This window comes from Pseudomonas brassicae (assembly GCF_010671725.1).
GTDB classification, from domain to species: Bacteria; Pseudomonadota; Gammaproteobacteria; order Pseudomonadales; family Pseudomonadaceae; genus Aquipseudomonas; species Aquipseudomonas brassicae.
The window spans coordinates 1-18,599 of record NZ_JAAHBU010000431.1; the positions used below are offsets into that span (position 1 = coordinate 1).

An 18,599-nucleotide genomic window follows, 5' to 3' on the forward strand; every position below is an offset into this window, starting at 1 on the left:
CCGCGCCCGCCAGCAAGCCGGTGGCGACGCCAGCCAAGGCCGTGGCCACGGCGCCGGCCAAGGTCGATGGCAATGGCCTGCCGGTCAGTTGGTCGGTGCAACTGGCCAGCCTGTCCAATCGTGCGAATGCCGAGAACCTGCAGAAGACCCTGCGCAGCCAGGGCTACAACGCCTACATTCGGGCAGCCGATGGCACCAACCGGGTGTTTGTCGGGCCGTTGATCGAGCGTGCCGAGGCCGAGCGCCTGCGCGACGTGATCAACCGCCAACAGAAGCTCAAGGGCTTCGTGGTGCGCTTTCAGCCCGAACGCAGCTGACCTGCGCGTCCGGGCGCTACCGGACGGCAAATCACCGCTTACCCATAGCCCACCGCTCTGGTAAAATGCGCCGCCTTATCCGTTTGCAGGCAACACTGTGGCATTTACCTGGGTCGACTGGGCGATACTCGCGATCATCGCCGTTTCTTCGCTGATCAGTCTCAAGCGCGGCTTCGTCAAGGAAGCCTTGTCCCTGCTTACCTGGATCATCGCCGGTGCCGTTGCCTGGATGTTCGGTGGCGGCATTTCGCAGTACCTCGAAGGTTACATCCAGACGCCGTCGGCGCGGGTGATAGCCGGATGTGCCATTCTTTTCGTCGCACCTTGCTGGTGGGGGCAATGATCAATTTTCTGATCGGCGAGCTGATTCGCGTCACCGGGTTGTCCGGGACCGATCGCTTCCTGGGCATGGCGTTTGGCGCTGCCCGTGGGGCCCTGCTCGTCGTGGTAGCGGTCGGGCTGCTGAGCCTGGGGCCGGTACAACAGGACCCGTGGTGGCAGGAGTCTCGCCTGCTGCCACAATTTCTATTGGTGGCTGACTGGTCGAAAAACCTCATTCTGGGGCTGACCAGCCAGTGGCTAGCCAGCGGGATCAGCGCACCGGCTGATCTCCCGTTCCAAGAACAGCTGCTCGGGCCCAAAGCGCCCTGAGCCGCTGATCCGTCAAGTTTCATAATGTAGGGGTTGCGTCGCATGTGTGGCATCGTCGGTATCGTCGGTAAGTCGAACGTCAATCAGGCGCTGTATGACGCGCTAACCGTGCTCCAGCACCGCGGCCAGGATGCTGCCGGTATCGTGACCAGCCATGATGGCCGGTTATTCCTGCGCAAGGACAACGGCCTGGTGCGTGACGTGTTCCAGCAGCGCCATATGCAGCGCCTGGTCGGTCACATGGGCATCGGCCATGTGCGTTACCCGACGGCGGGCAGCTCGACCTCGGCCGAGGCCCAGCCGTTCTACGTCAACTCGCCGTACGGCATCACCCTGGCGCACAACGGCAACCTGACCAACGTCGAACAGCTGGCCAAGGAGATCTACGAGTCCGACCTGCGCCACGTCAACACCAATTCCGACTCGGAAGTGCTGCTCAACGTCTTCGCCCATGAACTGGCGGTGCGCGGCAAGCTGCAGCCGACCGAAGAAGACGTGTTCGCCGCCGTCACCGACGTGCACAACCGTTGCGTGGGTGGCTACGCGGTGGTGGCGATGATCACCGGCTACGGTATCGTGGGTTTCCGCGACCCGAACGGCATCCGCCCGATCGTGTTCGGCCAGCGCCACACCGACGAAGGCGTGGAGTACATGATCGCCTCCGAAAGCGTCTCGCTGGACGTGCTCGGCTTCACCCTGATCCGCGACCTGGCGCCGGGCGAAGCGGTGTACATCACCGAAGACGGCAAGCTGCACACGCGCCAGTGCGCCATCGCGCCGAAACTCTCGCCGTGCATCTTCGAGCACGTGTACCTGGCACGTCCCGATTCGATCATCGACGGCGTCTCGGTATACAAGGCGCGCCTGCGCATGGGCGAGAAGCTGGCCGACAAGATCCTGCGCGAGCGTCCCGAGCACGACATCGACGTGGTCATCCCGATTCCCGACACCAGCCGTACTGCGGCGCTGGAACTGGCCAACCACCTGGGCGTCAAGTTCCGTGAAGGCTTCGTCAAGAACCGCTACATCGGCCGTACCTTCATCATGCCCGGCCAGGCCGCGCGCAAGAAATCGGTACGCCAGAAGCTCAACGCCATCGAGCTGGAGTTCCGCGGCAAGAACGTGATGCTGGTGGACGACTCGATCGTGCGCGGCACCACCTGCAAGCAGATCATCCAGATGGCCCGCGAAGCCGGCGCGAAGAACGTCTACTTCTGCTCGGCCGCCCCAGCGGTGCGTTTCCCTAACGTCTACGGCATCGACATGCCGAGCGCTCATGAACTGATCGCGCACAACCGCAGCACCCAGGACGTTGCCGAACTGATCGGCGCCGACTGGCTGGTCTACCAGGACCTGCCAGACCTGATCGAAGCGGTCGGTGGTGGCAAGATCAAGATCGAGCATTTCGATTGCGCGGTATTCGATGGCCAGTATGTGACTGGCGACATCGACGCCGCCTACCTGGACAAGATCGAGCAGGCGCGCAACGACGCCTCCAAGGTCAAGAACCAGGCGGTCAGCGCGATCATCGACCTTTACAACAACTGACAAGGGGAGCAACGGCATGACACAGCAATGGGATGCCGGGCGCCTGGACAGCGACCTCGATGGGGTCGCTTTCGATACGCTGGCGGTACGCGCTGGCCAGCATCGCACGCCGGAAGGTGAGCACAGCGATCCGCTGTTCTTCACCTCCAGCTACGTGTTCCGTACAGCGGCCGATGCCGCTGCACGGTTCGCCGGCGAAGTTCCAGGCAACGTCTATTCGCGCTACACCAACCCGACCGTACGGGCGTTCGAAGAGCGCATCGCCGCACTCGAAGGCGCCGAGCAGGCGGTCGCCACCTCCACCGGCATGTCGGCCATCCTGTCCATCGTGATGGCCCTGTGCAGCGCCGGCGATCACGTGCTGGTGTCGCAGAGCGTGTTCGGCTCGACCATCAGCCTGTTCGAGAAGTACTTCAAGCGCTTCGGTGTGCAGGTCGACTACGTGCCCCTGGTGGACCTCGATGGCTGGGACAAGGCCATCAAGCCCAATACCAGGCTGCTGTTCGTCGAGTCGCCGTCCAACCCGCTGGCCGAACTGGTGGACATCGGCGCGCTAGCCGAAATTGCGCACGCCAAGGGCGTGCTGCTGGTGGTGGACAACTGCTTCAGCACCCCGGCCTTGCAGCAACCGCTGAAGCTGGGTGCCGACATCGTCATGCATTCGGCGACCAAGTTCATCGACGGCCAGGGCCGTTGCATGGGCGGCGTGGTGGCCGGGCGCAGCGAGCACATGAAGGAAGTCGTCGGCTTCCTGCGCACCGCCGGGCCGTCGCTGAGCCCGTTCAACGCCTGGATCTTCCTCAAGGGCCTGGAGACGCTGAACCTGCGCATGCGCGCCCACTGTGCCAACGCCCAGGCGCTGGCCGAGTGGCTGGAGCAGCAGGACGGCATCGAGAAGGTGCACTACGCCGGCCTGCCGAGCCACCCGCAGCACGAACTGGCCAAGCGCCAGATGCGCGGCTACGGCGCCGTGGTGAGCTTTGAGGTCAAGGGTGGCAAAGCGGGCGCCTGGCGCTTCATCGATGCCACGCGGCTGATCTCGATCACCGCCAACCTGGGCGACAGCAAGACCACCATCACCCACCCGGCCACCACCTCCCACGGCCGCCTGGCGCCGCAGGAGCGTGAAGCGGCGGGCATTCGCGACAGCCTGATCCGGGTTGCCGTGGGCCTGGAAGACGTGGCCGACCTGCAAGCCGACCTGGCGCGCGGCCTGGCGGCGCTGTGATCGACTGGTCGGTGAGCGAAAGCAGCCACAACGGTCGGGTGGCGCTGGTCACCGGCGCTGCACGCGGGATCGGCCTGGGCATTGCAGCCTGGTTGATCAGTGAGGGCTGGCAGGTGGTGCTCACCGACCTGGACCGGGCACGTGGCGCGACAGTGGCCAAGGTGCTCGGTGACAACGCCTGGTTCATCGGCATGGATGTCGCCGATGAGGGCCAGGTGGTCACCGGGGTGGCCGAGGTACTCGGCCAGTTCGGGCGTCTGGATGCACTGGTGTGCAACGCGGCCATTGCCGACCCGCACAACATCACCCTGGAGAGCCTCAGCCTGAACCACTGGAACCGCGTGTTGGCGGTCAACCTGGGCGGGCCGATGCTGCTGGCCAAGCACTGTGCGCCTTACCTGCGTGCGCATTGCGGGGCCATCGTCAACCTGGTGTCGACCCGTGCGGCGCAGTCGGAACCCGATACCGAGGCCTATGCGGCGAGCAAGGGCGGGCTGCTGGCCTTGACCCATGCCCTGGCCATGAGCCTGGGGCCAGAGATCCGCGTGAACGCCGTGAGCCCGGGCTGGATCGATGCACGTGATCCGTCTGCACGGCGTGCCGAGCCGTTGAGCGAGGCTGACCATGCGCAGCACCCGGCGGGCAGGGTAGGGACCGTGGAGGACGTGGCGGCGATGGTGGCGTGGTTGCTGTCGAGAAATGCGGGCTTTGTCACCGGCCAGGAGTTCGTGGTGGACGGCGGCATGACCAAGAAGATGATTTATACCTGAAGGGTGTGTTGAAGTTTTTTCGACTTTTTGAAAAAAACTTCAACACTGGTATTGACTTAGGTTCGATACCTGCGTAAATTTCACCACCTCAGCGAAGCACACGGGTGATTAGCTCAGCCGGGAGAGCATCTGCCTTACAAGCAGAGGGTCGGCGGTTCGATCCCGTCATCACCCACCACTTCCTGAGATGTTCCTGGCCCGACGCACTCGCAAGAGCGTGTTACCAGAGAGGAACAGGACGCAAGTCCACTATGCGCAGCGGTAGTTCAGTCGGTTAGAATACCGGCCTGTCACGCCGGGGGTCGCGGGTTCGAGTCCCGTCCGCTGCGCCATATCCGCCTCGAGGCCCTTGAACTCCTCGAAGCAACAAAGAAAGCGACCTTCGGGTCGCTTTTTTTGTGGCTGCGCAAAAGCTTTGCCGGCAAGGCCGGCTCCTACAGGACCACATCGCCCGTGTAGGAGCTGGCTTTGCGCGAAGCGGTCAGTCGGTGTAGGCGTGATTCAGAAGGTCCACTTGGCGTTGACCACTGCGTTGCGGGGTTCGCCGTAGGAGCCCGACGCAAAGGTACCCATGCCGTCGTAATATTTCTGATCGAACAGGTTGTTCACATTCAGGCCGACAGTCAGGTGCTCATCCACGTTGTAGTTGGCCAACAGGCCAACCACGGCAAACGGGTCCTGTGTCGCCTTGTAGGTTGGACCGGTGTACTGGGGGATCTGCCCCTCGGCGTACATCTTGCTCTGCCACGTCACGTTGCCACCTATGGTCAGACGCTCCAGGTTGCCCTGCAGCCGGTACGTCGTACCGAGCTTGAAGAGGTTGGAAGGCTGGTTGGTCTGGACGCGCTTGCCATCCTTGTCGTGCGACTCACGATAGGTGTAGCCACCGAACAGGTTCCAACCCGTGGTCAACTCGCCTGAAATTTCGGTCTCGACACCGCGGGTACTGGTACCGCTGACAGCTCTGTAAGCCGCTTTGCTGGCGTTTGGATTGGCCACTTCCTGAGGGCTGTTCTTCTGCTCCACATCGAACAACGCGATGCTGGTGTTCAACGCACCGTCGAGGAATTCACCCTTCAGGCCAATCTCGTAGTTGTCGCCCTGCAACGGCTCGAGGGACTTGTTGTCGACGGTCTTGTAGAACGTCTGAGGAAGGAAGATGTTGGTATAGCTGGCATACGCCGAGTAGGTGTCGTTCAGGTCATAGACAATCCCTGCATAGGGGGTGACAACCCCGGTCTTGCGGGTCTTGTCGGTGGCCTTGGTGTTATTCGAAACGCTGGTGACCCGATCTTCCTGGTCCCACCAGCTGACGCGGGTGCCCAGTATCACGGTCAACGGATCGATCGGTTTCAGGCGTAGTGCGGTGTAGACCCCGGTTTGCTGCAGGGTGGTAACGGTTCCGCCATTTTCCACGAACTTCGGCCGAGCGAACTGGCGACCATCCCAGGTGAAGATATTGTCTACCGGTGCAAAGTCCCCCTCTGCACCGGTGCTGGTGTAGTCAGGGAAGTTCAGGTGCGTGCGCGAGGTGCTGGCACCCACCACCAGCTCGTGTTGACGCCCACCCAGGGTGAATGGGCCAGACGCATAGGTATCCAGGGTGTCCTGCGTCTGGTAGCTGTCCAGGCGGCTGATGTAGGCATTCGCGCCAACGCCTGTCATGGGGTCGGGCGCGCCATTGCTGGCCGAAGCGCCTTCCCCTTTGCGATAGCTGTATTGGTGGCTGTAAGCGGTTTTCCAGCTCCAGTCGTTACCCAGCGCGTGCTCCAGCAGGGTGCTGAAGGTATAGCTGGTGTTGTCCTGGAATGCCCAGCGGTTGGCAGGGTTGAACGAGCGGGAGAAATCAGTCTGCTTGCCGGTGCTGTAGAACAACGGGATATGGCCGTAGGTGGTGCCATCGGAGTCGTTGTTCTGGTAGTCGAGGCTGGTGCGTAACGTCGTGTCCTCGTTCAAGTCGATGTCCAACGCAGCGTAAACCACGCGTTTTTCCTGCTTGTACCAGTCAATGAACGAGTTCTGCTTCTGGTAGGCCGCCACAAAGCGACCGCGCACGTTGCCGGTTTGGGTCAGCGGGCCGGAGACGTCGACTTCGGAGCGGTACTTGTCCCACGTACCTGCCTCGCCGGACACGTAACCCTGGAAGTCCCGGGTGGGGCGCTTGCGCACCAGGTTGATGGTGGCCGACGGCGTACCCGCGCCACTCATCAGGCCGGTGGCTCCGCGCAGTACCTCCACGCGGTCATAGATGGCCATGTCCGAGAGTGCGTGGGTGTACTGCTGGGATTCGTTGGCCACCTGCGACGGAACACCGTCGTACTGGAAGTTCTGAATCGTGAAGCCACGCGAGTAAAACGTGTAACGCTCACTGTCGCGGTGGTTGATGCTGATACCTGGGGTAAAAGCCAGTACCTGGCTGATGGTGGACAGCTGCTGGTCATCCATCAATTGACGGGTGATCACACTCACCGACTGCGGCGTCTCGCGCAGTGACAACGCCAGCTTGGTTGCGGTGCTGGTTGCACCGGTGGTGTAGGCCCCGGTGTTTTCGGTGGTCAGGCCCAGTTGTTGGCCTGTGATGCTGGTGGCCCCCAACTCGATGCCTGCCCCCTCCACCCGTGGATACAGGGTGTATGAGCCGTCGCCTGTTGCGCTGGCGTTCAGGCCGCTACCGCGCAGCAGCTGGCGCAGTCCTTCATTGATACTGGCGTTGGTGTTGAGGCCGGCAGAACCTTTGCCTTCTACCAAGGCTGGGTCGATAGGCAGGGTGATTTGCGCCTGGCGAGCAAATTCGGCCAGCGCGGCGCTCAAGGAACCTGCGGGAACAGCGTAATGGCGCACCTGTTGCTGACCGGCAGGCGCTGCGAGCAGGGATGGGCTGGCCAGGCCTGAGCCCGCGACCAGTATGCCCAAGGCCGCCCTGCGTGCAGTCTGGCTCAAGGCGTGGAAAGGTTGGGCGTACCGTTGTGTTTGCCGCATCGAGTGTTCCCCGTGGAGTGAGTGTTGGCTGTATTTACGAGGGGGACGCACGAGTACTGAAAAAGACGACAACGATTCCTGTTTGAGGGGGCGGTTTACAGGTCCCGGGCGACGATGGTCACCCAGTAGCGGCTGCGCATACGGATTTGCACCGGCAGGGTGCGGGCCAGGGCGGCCAGCGCGTGGTCGGTGTGATTCAACTGGAAAATGCCGGAAATACGCCAATCGGCCACTGCCCGATCGCAGTGCAGCAGGCCCGGGCGATAGCGCCCCAGTTCGAGGGCGAAGTCGGCCAGGCGCATCTTTTGCGCATGCAATACGCCTTGTGTCCAATCGCTGGTGCTTCGTTGCAGGGCGACGACGGGGGCAGTGAGGGCACGGCTGAAGTCGGTTTGCTGGCCTGCCTCCAGGCGCAGGGAAGCCTTGGCTTGGGCGGGATAGACCTGCACCGCGCCCTCCAGCACGGCGATGCGGGTTTTGCCGTCCAGTTGGCGTACGTTGAAACGTGTGCCAATCGGGCGCAACAGGCCTTCGGCGGTTTCCACCAGCAGTGGGCGGTGCAGCGGGTCGGCGGCGGTGCTGATGAGGGTTTCCCCCGCATACAAGCGCAGCAGACGCTGTTGCGTGTCGAAGCGTATGTCCATCGCACTGGCGGTGTTGAGCATCACCTGGGTGCCGTCCGGCAGGACGAATTCGCGACGTTCGCCCGTCAGGGTGCGCTGGTCTGCGCTCCATTGACGCCACGCAAGTTCCCGGTAGGCGAGGGTGCCCAGCGGCGCGGCGATGATCAGGGTGGTCAGCAGTTTGAGTGTATGGCGCCGATCAAGGCTTTCCGGCCGGCCAAGTGCTGGCATGCCCACCTCGGCGGGAACAGTGTCCAGGCGCGCGTGGAACAGTTCGGCCAGTTGCCAGGCGCGCTCGTGGTCGGGGTGGCTGGCACGCCAGTGTTGGCAGGCTGTTCGATCACTCTGGCTGGGGTTGCCCTGCAGTCTGACGAACCACCGTGCGGCTTGGCGGGCAATGCGGCGGTCAATGGGCTGCGTGCTCACGATGGTCTGGTGGCCAGCATGATGCACTCCTCGTAGGCACGTGCCAGATGGCGTTGCACCGAGCGCACCTGGATACCCAGGTGGTTGGCAATTTCTGCCTGGGTATACCCTTGCAGTTGTGCCATGAGAAAGGCCTGGCGCGATCTGGCGGGCAGGCAGCAGAGTACCTGGTCGACCTCATGCAAGGCTTCGAGGATCAGTGCCTGGCTCTCCAGCGACGGAACGTTCTGCTCTGGCAGATGGGCCAATGTGTCCAGCCAGGCCTGCTCCAGCGAGCGACGACGGTACAGGCTTATCAGCAGGCGATTGGCGACTGTGGCCAAGTAGGCACGCGGGCTGTCGATGGCCTGCGGCTTGGCACACAGCAGGCGGATGAAGGTATCGTGCGTCAGGTCGGCGGCATCGGCGCTGTTGCCCAGGCGCTGGCGCAACCAGCCCACCAACCAGCCGCGGTGGTCGCGATAGAGTTCACCGATATTCGGGTAGGGGCTGGTGGGCAGGGGCATGGGGTTTCTGGTCAGCCAAATAGATGCAAGTGAGAATTCATCTCATTCTAGCGGTGACCCAGCCTTTCCTGCAAGGCTGGGCTGGTCGTCGACTACCCGTTGATACCGTTTGCCGGCGCCGTCGATGCAGCGCGGGTCAAAACCCGACGCTGTAACTCACGATCACCCGATTCTCATCGGCTCCCTCGGCATAGTTCGAGCGTGCCGTGGCATTGCGCCAACGCAGCGAGAGGTTCTTCAGCGGCCCGCCCTGCACCACATACGCAATGTCGGTGGTGCGTTCCCACTCCCGGCCTTCGCTGCCCCTGGCGCGCGCCTGGGCCGCCTTGCGCCCGCTCACGCGCTGCAGGTCGACGTTATCGCCCGTCACATAGCGAAAGGTGAAAGTCAGCCCCGGTACGCCCAATGCCGCAAAATCGTAGTCGTACCGCCCATGCCAGGCACGCTCGTCTTTCTGCGCAAAGGCATACACCTGTTGTTCGCTGAACAGGTAGGTGTCGGTGCCGCCCAGATAGGCGTAGGCGCTATTCCCGGCAATGCGCTGATACCCCCCGCTGAGCCGATGTGCGCCCAACTGGTAGCCCAGGTTGCTGCTGATCACGCGGTTATCCACAACGCCGATGCGCTCGGCCCCGGTCTGCTTCGCGCTGAACAGGCGCAGTTCGCCCAGCAGGGTTCCGGGCCCTGACGGCTGGCGCAACTGTGCGCCGAGAAACCCGCGCCGGTAGAAGTCCTGCAGTTCGCTGGCATGCGCACTCAGGGTCAGCGCCTTGAACGGCTGCACGTCGATGCCGCCATAGGTGTAGCTGTCGCTGGTCAGTGCACCCGACCAGGCGCCCATCTGCGCCATGGTGGTCAGGCCCTCGCTGTCGGTGGAGTCGCGCTGCTTGACCCTGTCGACCCGGCCCAGGTGCAGCGTTACCTTGTCCAGGTCCCGCGAGATCAACTGGCCGCCATTGAAGTACTGCGCGAACAGGCGGCTGCTGTTCGACGCGATCAGCGGCAGTACCGGGCTCAGCCCGCCGTAGCGCAGCTCGGTGTCGCCCAGCTTCAGCTTGGCGGTGGCCAGCAGCTTGGCGTAGTCGTCTGCGGCGCGCCCATCGGCGCCACGTGGCAGCAGGCCGGTGCCGCCGCGTTCGGGGCCCGCGTCGAGCTTGACCCCGAGCATGCCCACGGCGTCCACGCCAAACCCGAGCGGCCCTGGGTGTAGCCCGATTGCAGATTCAACTGCAGGCCCTGGGCCCATTCCTCACGTTTGGATTGGCTGGGAAAACCATCGCGAAAATCGCGACTGAAGTAGAAATTCCTCAGCTCCAGCTTGCCGCTGAACGCCGTGAAGCCGTCGGCAAAAACGTCGGGTGCGCACAGGCCGATGCCCAGCGCCAGGCCCATGCGGGCCGGTCGTTTGATCATGGTCTTGTTCCTGGCGAAGGGCTTAGTGGCTGCGCGGCGGGTTTTTCACGAACACGGCAATCAGCACCACACTGAGCAAGATCAGCGGGGCGATCGACAGCATGCCCATGTAGCTGATGCCGGTGAGGTCGTTGATAAAGCCGACCATGGCCGGTGCGACGATGCCACTGAGTTGGCCCAGCGAGTTGATCGCCGCTGTGCCGGTGGCGATGGCCAGGCCCGAGAACGTCGACTGCGGCAGCGTCCAGAACAACGGGATGGCGATAAAGGTGCCGGCCGTGGCCAGCACCAGCGCGCCCATCATCGCCACCGAGTTGTCAGCGTAGAAGCACGCCAGCAGGTAGCCGAGCGCCGAGGCGATCATGCAGCCGAGCAGGTAGCTTTTACGGTCGCCGCTGCGGTCCGAAAGGCGCGTCACCACGATCATGCCCACGCAGGCAATGATGTAGGGCGAGGAGGTCAGCAGGCCGATCAGCGTCGAGCCGCTCACGCCCGACTTCTCGATCAGGTGTGGCATCCAGAAGTTGAGCCCGTAGCTGGCCGACTTGATCACGAAATAGATCATCGCGAACACCGCCACTTCGCGGGTCAGCAGCACTTTCCAGAGTGAGCCGTGCTTGCTGTCCCCCGGCCTGCGGTCACTGTCCAGGTTGCGTTGCAGCGTGCGTTTTTCGTCGTCGCTCAGCCAGCGCGCCGAGGCGATGTCGTTGTCCAGCTTCCACAGCACCAGCACGCCCAGCACGATGCACGGCAGCCCCGACAGCAGGAACAGCCAGTGCCAGCCGGCCAGCCCCATCACCCCGTGCATGCCCTGCAGGATCAGCCCCGCCGCCGGTGCGCCAATCGCGCCGGCCAGCGGCACGGCCAGGAACCACAACCCGTTGACCCGCGCCAGGTACTTCCTGGGGAACCAGCACGCCAGGTAGAACAGAATGGCCGGGCCGAAACCGGCTTCCATCACGCCGATCAGAAAGCGCAGGAAGTACAGCGTGTACTGGGTGTAGGCGAACACCAGGGCGGCGGTGGCCAGCCCCCACGACACCATGATCCGACAGATCCACGCCGGCGCGCCGTACTTCTTCAGGCCCCAACTGCTGGGCACCTCGAACAGCACGTAGCCGATGAAGAACATGCTCGCGGCCAGGCCGTAGGCGGCATCGCTCAGGCCCAGCTCGGCCTGCATCTGGGTCTTGGCGAAGCTGATGTTGATACGGTCGAAATAGGAGAACAGGAAGCAGATGATCGCCAGCGGCATGATGCGCCAGGCGACGCGGCGGTACAGCAGCAGTTCATCGAGTTGCGCAGGGGCACTGGCAACCCGGGTGGCACCAAGGGTCGAACTCATGTCGTACATCTCCATTCTTATAGTTGTCGGAGAAGCGGTGGGGCACGCAGCTGGCGCTGATCAGCCGATGCGCACCAGGGTCTGTTTGTGGCGCTGGGCGTGCTCGATGTAATGGCGGGCGTTGTCGCGCAACGCCGCGATGGCCTTGGCGTCGAGTTCGCGCACCAGCTTGGCCGGGGCGCCGAGGATCAGCGAATTGTCGGGGAACACCTTGCCTTCGGTGACCACCGCACCGGCGCCGACCAGGCAGTTGCGCCCGATCACCGCGCCGTTGAGGATCACCGCCTGGATGCCGATCAGGCTACCGTCGCCAACGCTGCAACCGTGCAGCATGGCCTGGTGGCCGATGGTCACCTCCACACCCACGTGCAGCGGGAAACCGGGGTCGGTGTGCAGCACGGCGCCTTCCTGCACATTGCTGCCGGCGCCGATCACGATTGCTTCGTTGTCGGCGCGCAGCACCGCCTGGGGCCACACGCTGCAGCCCGGGCCGAGGTCTGCCTGGCCGATGACAGTGGCGTCCTCGGCGATGTACACGCTGTCGTGCAGCTGTGGCCTGAGGCCGTCGAATGCGTAGATTGCCATGCGGTAGTCCTTGTCAGTGGTCGGTGCGCAACACGCCGGCGGCAGCCAGCGCGTCGATCTGGGCCTGGCTGTAGCCCAGGCCCTGCATTACCTCGCGGGTGTTCTCGCCGATGCGCGCGATGGCCCGCCGCGGGCCCAGGCGCTGGCCGTCGAGGGAGAAGGGCAGCAGCGGCATCGCGGTGTGGCTGCCATCTTCAAGTTGCAGTTGGGTAAGCCCGCCGCTGTGCAGCAGGTGCGGGTCGTCGAACAGTTCTTCGGGCTTGCAGATCGGCGCGAACGGGATGCCGTGAGCCTCCAGTTGCGGCGCCAGCGCTTGCGCGTCCAGTGTGGCGAAGACCTCGCCCAGGTGCGCCAGCAGGCGCGGGCGTTGCAGCACGCGGTCGTTGTTGCTGGCCAGGCTCGGGTCGGCCAGCAGGTCGTGCTGGCCGAGCAGGTTGCACAGGGTGTTCCACTGGCTGTCACCGGTGGCGGCAACGAACATCTGCTCGCCGCCGGCAAAGCTGAACACATCGTAGATGGCCCAGGCACTGATGCGGTTGGGCATGGGCGCGGCAGCTTCGCCGGTGACCACGTACTGCTGCATGTGCTGGGCGGCCAGCAGCACGCAGTTCTCGTACAGCGCGCTCTGCACTTCACGCCCGCAGCCGCTGCGCTGGCGCTCGGTGAGGGCGGCGAGCACGCCGATGGCGCCGAACATGCCGCCCATGATGTCGTTGACCGAACTGCCGGCGCGCAGCGGGCGCCCCACCGGGCCGGTCATATAGGCCAGGCCGGCCATCATCTGCACCACCTCGTCCAGCGCCAGGCGCTGGTCATAGGGGCCGGCGAGGAAGCCCTTGTGGGTGGCGTAGATCAGCCGCGGGTTGCGCTGGCGCAGGGCGGCGTAGCCAAAGCCCAGGCTGTCCATGCGCCCCGGCTTGAAGTTCTCGATGAACACGTCGGCACGGTCGAGCAGCTTGAGCACCGCCTCGCGGCCGGCCTCGCTCTCGACGTCCACCGCCATGCTCTGCTTGTTGCGGTTGAAGGTGCGAAAGAACCCGGCGCCGGCGCCGAGCAGGCGGCGGGTACCATCACCCTTGATCGGCTCGATCTTGATCACTTCGGCGCCCAGGTCGCCGAGGATCATGCCGCAGGTGGGGCCCATGACCATATGGGACATTTCGACGACACGAATGCCGTCCAGGGGAAGCTTGGACATCGGTTGTACTCCGCTGCGAAGGTGATTCAGGCCGTTGGGACGCGTGTCGGCAAGCCCGCGCGGGCGATATAGCCGTACAGGGTTTCACCCGGCAGGCCGGTTTCCAGCACCGCGCGCGAGGCGATCAGTGCCGGCAGGTCGATGCCGGTGGCAAAGCCCGAGCCGTGCAGCATGAACACCAGGTCTTCGGTGACGGTATTGCCCGAGGCGCCCGGCGCGAACGGGCAGCCGCCCAGGCCGGCGAGCGAGGCGTCGAGTTCGCGGATGCCGTGCTGCACGGCCACCAGGCTGTTGGCCAGGGCCAGGCCGCGGGTGTCGTGAAAATGCGCGGCGTGCAGCTTGTCGCCGGCAATCAGGCGTACCGCATCAAGGGTTGCAGCGACCTGGCCGGGGGTGGCGTAGCCGGTGGTGTCGCCGAGCGAGACCTGATCACAGCCGGCCTCGAGCACCAGGCGGGTCAGCGCGCACAGGTCACTCAAGGGCACTTCACCCTGGCGGGTGCAGCCGAAGGCGGTGGACATGCCCGCGACCATGATCACCTCGGGGCGCCCGGCACCGCTGCGCAGGTCACACATGCGTGCAAATTCCTCGACCATCTGCTGCGGGCTGCGGCGCACGTTGGCCAGGCTGTGGGCCGCGCTGACCGAGATCGGCGCGATGATGCGCTGGGCGCCGCTGGCCAGGGCATTTTCCGCACCGCGCAGGTTGGGCGCCAGCACGCTCACCTGCAGGTCGGGGTAGCTCAGGGCGTGGGCGACCACGGCGTCGGCGTCGGCCATTTGCGGCAGCAGGCGGGCGGGTACGAAGGAGGCGACTTCCATATGGCGGATGCCGGCGGCGTAGGCGGCGTCGATCCAGCGCAACTTGTCGGCGGTCGGCATGCTGCGCTGCAGGCTCTGCAGGCCGTCGCGCAGGCCCACTTCGTTGATCGTTATTGTTGTCATGGTGGTCTCGTTCAGGCTTGGGGCTGAGGCAAGACTAGGAGGGTAGAGCGGGGCGGAAAAGACGTTTTTGGCGGGCTTATCCATCGTGGTTGGCGATGGATGCAGGTGGCACCTTCGCTGGCAAGCCAGCTCCCACAGGGTCTGCGGTGAACCTTGTGGGAGCTGGCTTGTCAGCGAAGAGGCCTGCAGCTACACCACCGGTGCCCGCGCCAGCAGATGATTGAGCAGCCGCCGCGCCGCGAGCGACAGGCTCTCGACATCGCGCACGCAGATGACAAATTCCCCCAGCGCCCAGGCATCCAGCAGCGGGATCACCCGCAGGTCGAACAGCCGGGCATAGCGGCTGACCGCCTCCATCGGCAGGATGGTCTGCCCCAACCCGGCTTTCACCAGGCTGTAGGCGCCATCGAAGGTCGACACATACGCGCGAAAGCGCAGTTCGCGACCGGCTTCGGCCGCCGCATGGTTCATGAAGCTGTTGAGCGTGGCAAAGGCCGAAAGGCCGATGTGGTCATGCGCCAGGGTTTCGCTGAAACGTACGCTCTGGCGCCCGGCCAGCGGGTGCGCGGCATTCACCACCAGCGCCAGGTGGTCGCGGCGGTAGGGCAGAAACGCCAGGTTGCCAATGGCCATCGACTTGCGGCACACACCCAGGTCGGCCTGACCCTCCAGCACGCCGCGCACCACATCTGGGCTGAAGCGTTCTTCGATATCGACCTGGATGTGCTCGTTGGCCAGCATGAAGTCCGACAGCTCCTCGGGCAAAAACTCCATGATCGAGGAAATGTTGGCGAGGATCTTCACCTGCCCGCGCCCGCCTTCGGCATATTCACTCAACTCGCCCTGCAAGCGTTCCATGCTGCGCATCAGTTGCCGCGCATGGCGCAGCAAGGCCTGGCCGGCCGGCGTCGGCACGGCGCCGCGCTTGCTGCGCGACAGCAACGGCACGCCCACGTCCGCCTCGATATCGGCCATGCGCTTGCTCACCGCCGACGGTGCGATGAACTCGCGCTCGCTGGCGCGGGCGATGCTGCCTGCTTCGCACACGGCGATGAACAGGCGCAGCGAGGTGGGGTCGATCTGCCACATGCCAGCTTCACTCACTCAAGGCTCGGTAGGCCTGCATGGTGCCAGACTGCGCGGCATTGCATCAGACCCTGAAGCGCGAAAGCAGCGCCTGCAATTCGCTGCCCAGGCGCGCCAGCTCGCTTGCCGAGGTGGCGGTCTGCGTCGAGGCGCTCGACGACTGCTCGGTGACGTCGCGCACGTTCAGTACGCTGCGGTTGATGCCTTCGGCCACCGCGCTCTGCTGTTCGGCCGCGGTGGCGATCTGCAGGTTCATCGCCTGTATGCTGCTGACCGTGTCGGTGATCGCCTGCAGTTCGAGGTTGGTTTCATTGGCCAGCCCCACCGTGGTGGCAACCATGTCATGGCTGGCGTGCATGCGCTCGGCGGCCTGCAGTGCACCGTGTTGCAGCGAGGCGATCAGGGTCTCGATCTCGGCGGTGGATTGCTGCGTGCGCTGGGCCAGGCCGCGTACCTCGTCGGCCACCACGGCAAACCCGCGTCCGGCTTCACCGGCCCGCGCCGCCTCGATGGCCGCGTTCAGCGCCAGCAGGTTGGTCTGCTCGGCGATGGCATTGATCACGGTCATCACGCTGCCGATACGCTCGCTCTCGTGGGCCAGCTGGCCCACCGCTTCGGCCGAGCAGCCGATGTCGTCGGCCAGTTGGCCGATCTGTTGCAGTGTGCGCTGCACCACCCGATTGCCTTCCCTGGCCTGGCTGTTGGCCTGGTCGGTGGCCGCGCTGGCGGCTTCGGCATTGCGTGCCACGTCCTGCACGGTGGCGACCATCTCGCTCATGGCGGTGGCCACCTGGTCGGTCTCGATCTTCTGGCTGTTGACCCCGGCACTGGTCTGCTCGGTGACCGCCGAGAGCGCTTCGGCCGCCGCCGACAGCTGGCGGGTCACGCTGCCGACCTGGGCCAGCACACTGCGCAGGTTTTCGCCGCCCTTGGACAAGGCCTGCAGCAGGTGGCCGAACTCGTCCTGGCGCGTCGGGCTGGTGTTGTCGGTGAGGTCGCCCGCGCCGATGCGTTGCGCAATCTGCACCGCCTGTTGCAGCGGCAGGGTGATCTGGCGGGTGATCACCCAGCCGATCAGCGCACCCAGTATGGCCGCCAGCAGCAGCAAAGCGAGCATCAACGCGCGGTTGCGCGCGGATTCCTCGGCACTCAGCTGGTTCTGGCGGGCGATCAGGTTGTTGGTCGCCTCCAGGCTGCTTTCGATGTCCTTGATCAGTACCGTGCGGTACTGCGCTTGCTGGGCGACATTCGTGGCGAAACGCTCGGCCAGTTGCAGGTACTGGGTAAACTCGCCAGCCAGCGCGCTCAATGCGGCCTGGCGGCCGCTCGACAGCCGGGCGCCCAGTTGCTGCAGGCTGGTGCTGGCACGTGCCTGGGCATCGCGCACCTTGCCCAGCCGGTTGGCGCTACCCTCACGCATCATCGCCAGGTTGTTCTGGCGCAGGTCGCTCAGCGCATTGTTGAGCTGGCCGAGCGCGGGCTGCACGCCACTGCCTTCATCACGCAGCAGCGCCTCGGTCAGTTCGCGCACGCCCTCCTGCAGGGCTTCGCCCAGGCGGTCGGCGTCGGCCTGCAGGCGCCCGATGTCCTGTTGGGTCAGCTGCAGTTGCTGGAACTGCTCCATGTAGTCCTTCATGTGCTCGACCACGGTCTCCAGATGCTGCAGCGAGGGCGGGTCCTGGATGCGCTGGCGGTTCTGCTCGATCAGTGGCACCAGCGCAGCGTAGGACGCTTGCAGCTGGGTGACGTAGACCTGCTCGCCATGGTGTTCGAATGACAGGCGGGCGGCGCGGATATCGTTGGTGTGGTCAAGCAGGTGATTGACCGACACCAGGCGATCGGCGCGGCTCGTCAGGGTGTTCAGGCCGTTGATGCCGACGACGGCCAGGAGTGCCATCACCAGCACAATGCTGGCGAAACCGAGGGCCAGCTTCACCCTCACCGATATGTCTTTCACCTTGTGTGCTCCCCGGGTCGATGGCGTGTGGCCGGGTTAGTGGCCTATTGCTATTTTTCGTCATGAATTGGGCAGTATCGGTCGGGTTATCACGCCAGGAGTAGGTAGCTACTTCCTTAAACCTTGTGGGAAAGGGGAGTTGTTGCTGAGAGAAAAAATACGCGACCAGTGGTCAAGCAGCCCTGCAAGCTCCCGTGCATGGGCATGCCAGGTGAAATTTTGTGTAGGAACTGGCTGCTATGGTTTCAGTCCTTTGCGTATGTGATGCACAATAGGCGCCGACCGTTTTCCTCAGGATTTGCAATGTCAAAGTCAACCGTCTTCAGTGCGCTCGGGCTGGCCCTTGTGCTGGCGGGTGTTGCCGGCTGTTCCTCGAAAAAGGCCGCGATCTACGAACACGAGAATTTCGACGACTCGGGCACCTTCTCGCGCAGCTTTGCGGTCAGCGAGGCGGGCACGTGCGAGGCCGCACGGCGCGCCTTGCTCAGCCAGGGCTACATCATCACCACCAGTGAGCGCGGCCAGGTCAACGGCAACAAGAGCTTCCAGCAGACCGGTGATTCGCACCTGCAGATCAGCTTCAATGTGGTATGCGCCGACGACAGCGGTTCGGGCCAGCGCTCGACCATGTTCGCCAATGCCTTGCAGGACCGCTATGCCCTGAAAAAGTCCAATACCTCGGCCAGCCTTGGCGTGGGCGTGTTGGGGTCGGTGTCGATGCCGATCGGCTCGTCGGACGATTCGATGGTCAAGGTCGCCAGCGAAACCGTGACCTCGCCCAAGTTCTACGAACGCTACTTCGCGCTGGTCGAGAGCTTCCTGCCTAAGCCGAGCCAAAAGACCAAGGCTGAGCACAAGGTCGAAGCGCCCACGCCTGCCGTGGACCTGGGCGTGCCCGAGCCCGCGCCCGCGCCTGCTGCGTTGAGTGCGCCGGCCCCGGCCGATGGGGTTGCACCTGCGCCGGTGCCGGTTGCCGAAACGGTGGCGGCACCGCTGGTCGATGACAGCAAGAGCTCGCAACCG

Annotated in this window: 14 protein-coding genes, 2 tRNA genes and 2 pseudogenes; 8 read left to right on the top strand and 10 right to left on the bottom strand. The window is 64.2% G+C overall.

Going from position 1 to position 18,599, the window contains the following annotated elements; translation table 11 throughout:
- The 7 genes and pseudogenes from G3436_RS23655 to G3436_RS23685 all read left to right on the top strand — a co-directional run.
- Positions 1–317 (top strand): SPOR domain-containing protein (locus tag G3436_RS23655; RefSeq protein WP_178116586.1); only part of this gene is annotated, 317 nt, incomplete at its 5' end.
- A 97-nt stretch (positions 318–414) separates the two neighbouring features.
- Positions 415–968 (top strand): annotated as a pseudogene (locus G3436_RS23660) (CvpA family protein).
- A 42-nt stretch (positions 969–1,010) separates the two neighbouring features.
- On the top strand, positions 1,011–2,516 hold the full coding sequence (gene purF, locus G3436_RS23665) for an amidophosphoribosyltransferase (protein ID WP_163950153.1): 1,506 nt from the start codon (positions 1,011–1,013) through the stop codon (positions 2,514–2,516).
- A gap of 16 nt (positions 2,517–2,532) precedes the next feature.
- Positions 2,533–3,744, top strand: coding sequence for an O-succinylhomoserine sulfhydrylase (locus tag G3436_RS23670; protein ID WP_163950156.1), 1,212 nt, complete (start codon positions 2,533–2,535; stop codon positions 3,742–3,744).
- Positions 3,745–3,755: 11 nt separating this feature from the next.
- The gene (locus tag G3436_RS23675; RefSeq protein WP_338001313.1) at positions 3,756–4,514 is read left to right on the top strand and encodes an SDR family oxidoreductase; all 759 of its coding nucleotides are present in this window, start codon (positions 3,756–3,758) and stop codon (positions 4,512–4,514) included.
- A 102-nt stretch (positions 4,515–4,616) separates the two neighbouring features.
- Positions 4,617–4,692, top strand: a tRNA-Val gene (locus tag G3436_RS23680).
- Positions 4,693–4,769: 77 nt separating this feature from the next.
- Positions 4,770–4,846 (top strand) — tRNA-Asp (locus tag G3436_RS23685).
- A gap of 169 nt (positions 4,847–5,015) precedes the next feature.
- Here G3436_RS23685 and G3436_RS23690 read toward each other — a convergent pair.
- The 10 genes and pseudogenes from G3436_RS23690 to G3436_RS23735 form a co-directional block, all read right to left on the bottom strand.
- The gene (locus G3436_RS23690) at positions 5,016–7,325 is read right to left on the bottom strand and encodes a TonB-dependent siderophore receptor (protein ID WP_243667282.1); all 2,310 of its coding nucleotides are present in this window, start codon (positions 7,323–7,325) and stop codon (positions 5,016–5,018) included.
- A 263-nt stretch (positions 7,326–7,588) separates the two neighbouring features.
- Positions 7,589–8,542: a FecR domain-containing protein gene (locus G3436_RS23695; RefSeq protein WP_163950164.1), complete on the bottom strand. Its 954-nt coding sequence runs from the start codon at positions 8,540–8,542 to the stop codon at positions 7,589–7,591.
- On the bottom strand, positions 8,539–9,048 hold the full coding sequence (locus G3436_RS23700) for a sigma-70 family RNA polymerase sigma factor (protein ID WP_163950167.1): 510 nt from the start codon (positions 9,046–9,048) through the stop codon (positions 8,539–8,541). The genes G3436_RS23695 and G3436_RS23700 overlap by 4 nt, the downstream gene beginning before the upstream one ends.
- Positions 9,049–9,184: 136 nt before the next feature.
- Positions 9,185–10,461: pseudogene (locus tag G3436_RS23705) on the bottom strand (OprD family porin).
- A 22-nt stretch (positions 10,462–10,483) separates the two neighbouring features.
- On the bottom strand, positions 10,484–11,806 hold the full coding sequence (locus tag G3436_RS23710; protein WP_163950170.1) for an MFS transporter: 1,323 nt from the start codon (positions 11,804–11,806) through the stop codon (positions 10,484–10,486).
- A 60-nt stretch (positions 11,807–11,866) separates the two neighbouring features.
- Positions 11,867–12,391 (bottom strand): gamma carbonic anhydrase family protein, encoded by a 525-nt coding sequence (locus tag G3436_RS23715; RefSeq protein WP_163950172.1) that lies wholly within the window; start codon positions 12,389–12,391, stop codon positions 11,867–11,869.
- A 13-nt stretch (positions 12,392–12,404) separates the two neighbouring features.
- On the bottom strand, positions 12,405–13,589 hold the full coding sequence (locus G3436_RS23720) for a CaiB/BaiF CoA transferase family protein (RefSeq protein WP_163950175.1): 1,185 nt from the start codon (positions 13,587–13,589) through the stop codon (positions 12,405–12,407).
- A gap of 26 nt (positions 13,590–13,615) precedes the next feature.
- Complete coding sequence (locus G3436_RS23725) at positions 13,616–14,533, bottom strand: hydroxymethylglutaryl-CoA lyase (RefSeq protein WP_163950177.1); 918 nt, start codon at positions 14,531–14,533, stop codon at positions 13,616–13,618.
- 189 nt (positions 14,534–14,722) lie between these two features.
- Positions 14,723–15,622: a LysR substrate-binding domain-containing protein gene (locus G3436_RS23730; RefSeq protein ID WP_163950185.1), complete on the bottom strand. Its 900-nt coding sequence runs from the start codon at positions 15,620–15,622 to the stop codon at positions 14,723–14,725.
- A 61-nt stretch (positions 15,623–15,683) separates the two neighbouring features.
- Positions 15,684–17,576, bottom strand: coding sequence for a methyl-accepting chemotaxis protein (locus tag G3436_RS23735; RefSeq protein WP_163950180.1), 1,893 nt, complete (start codon positions 17,574–17,576; stop codon positions 15,684–15,686).
- Positions 17,577–17,879: 303 nt separating this feature from the next.
- Here G3436_RS23735 and G3436_RS23740 point away from each other — a divergent pair.
- Positions 17,880–18,599 (top strand): DUF2242 domain-containing protein (locus tag G3436_RS23740; RefSeq protein ID WP_163950182.1); only part of this gene is annotated, 720 nt, incomplete at its 3' end.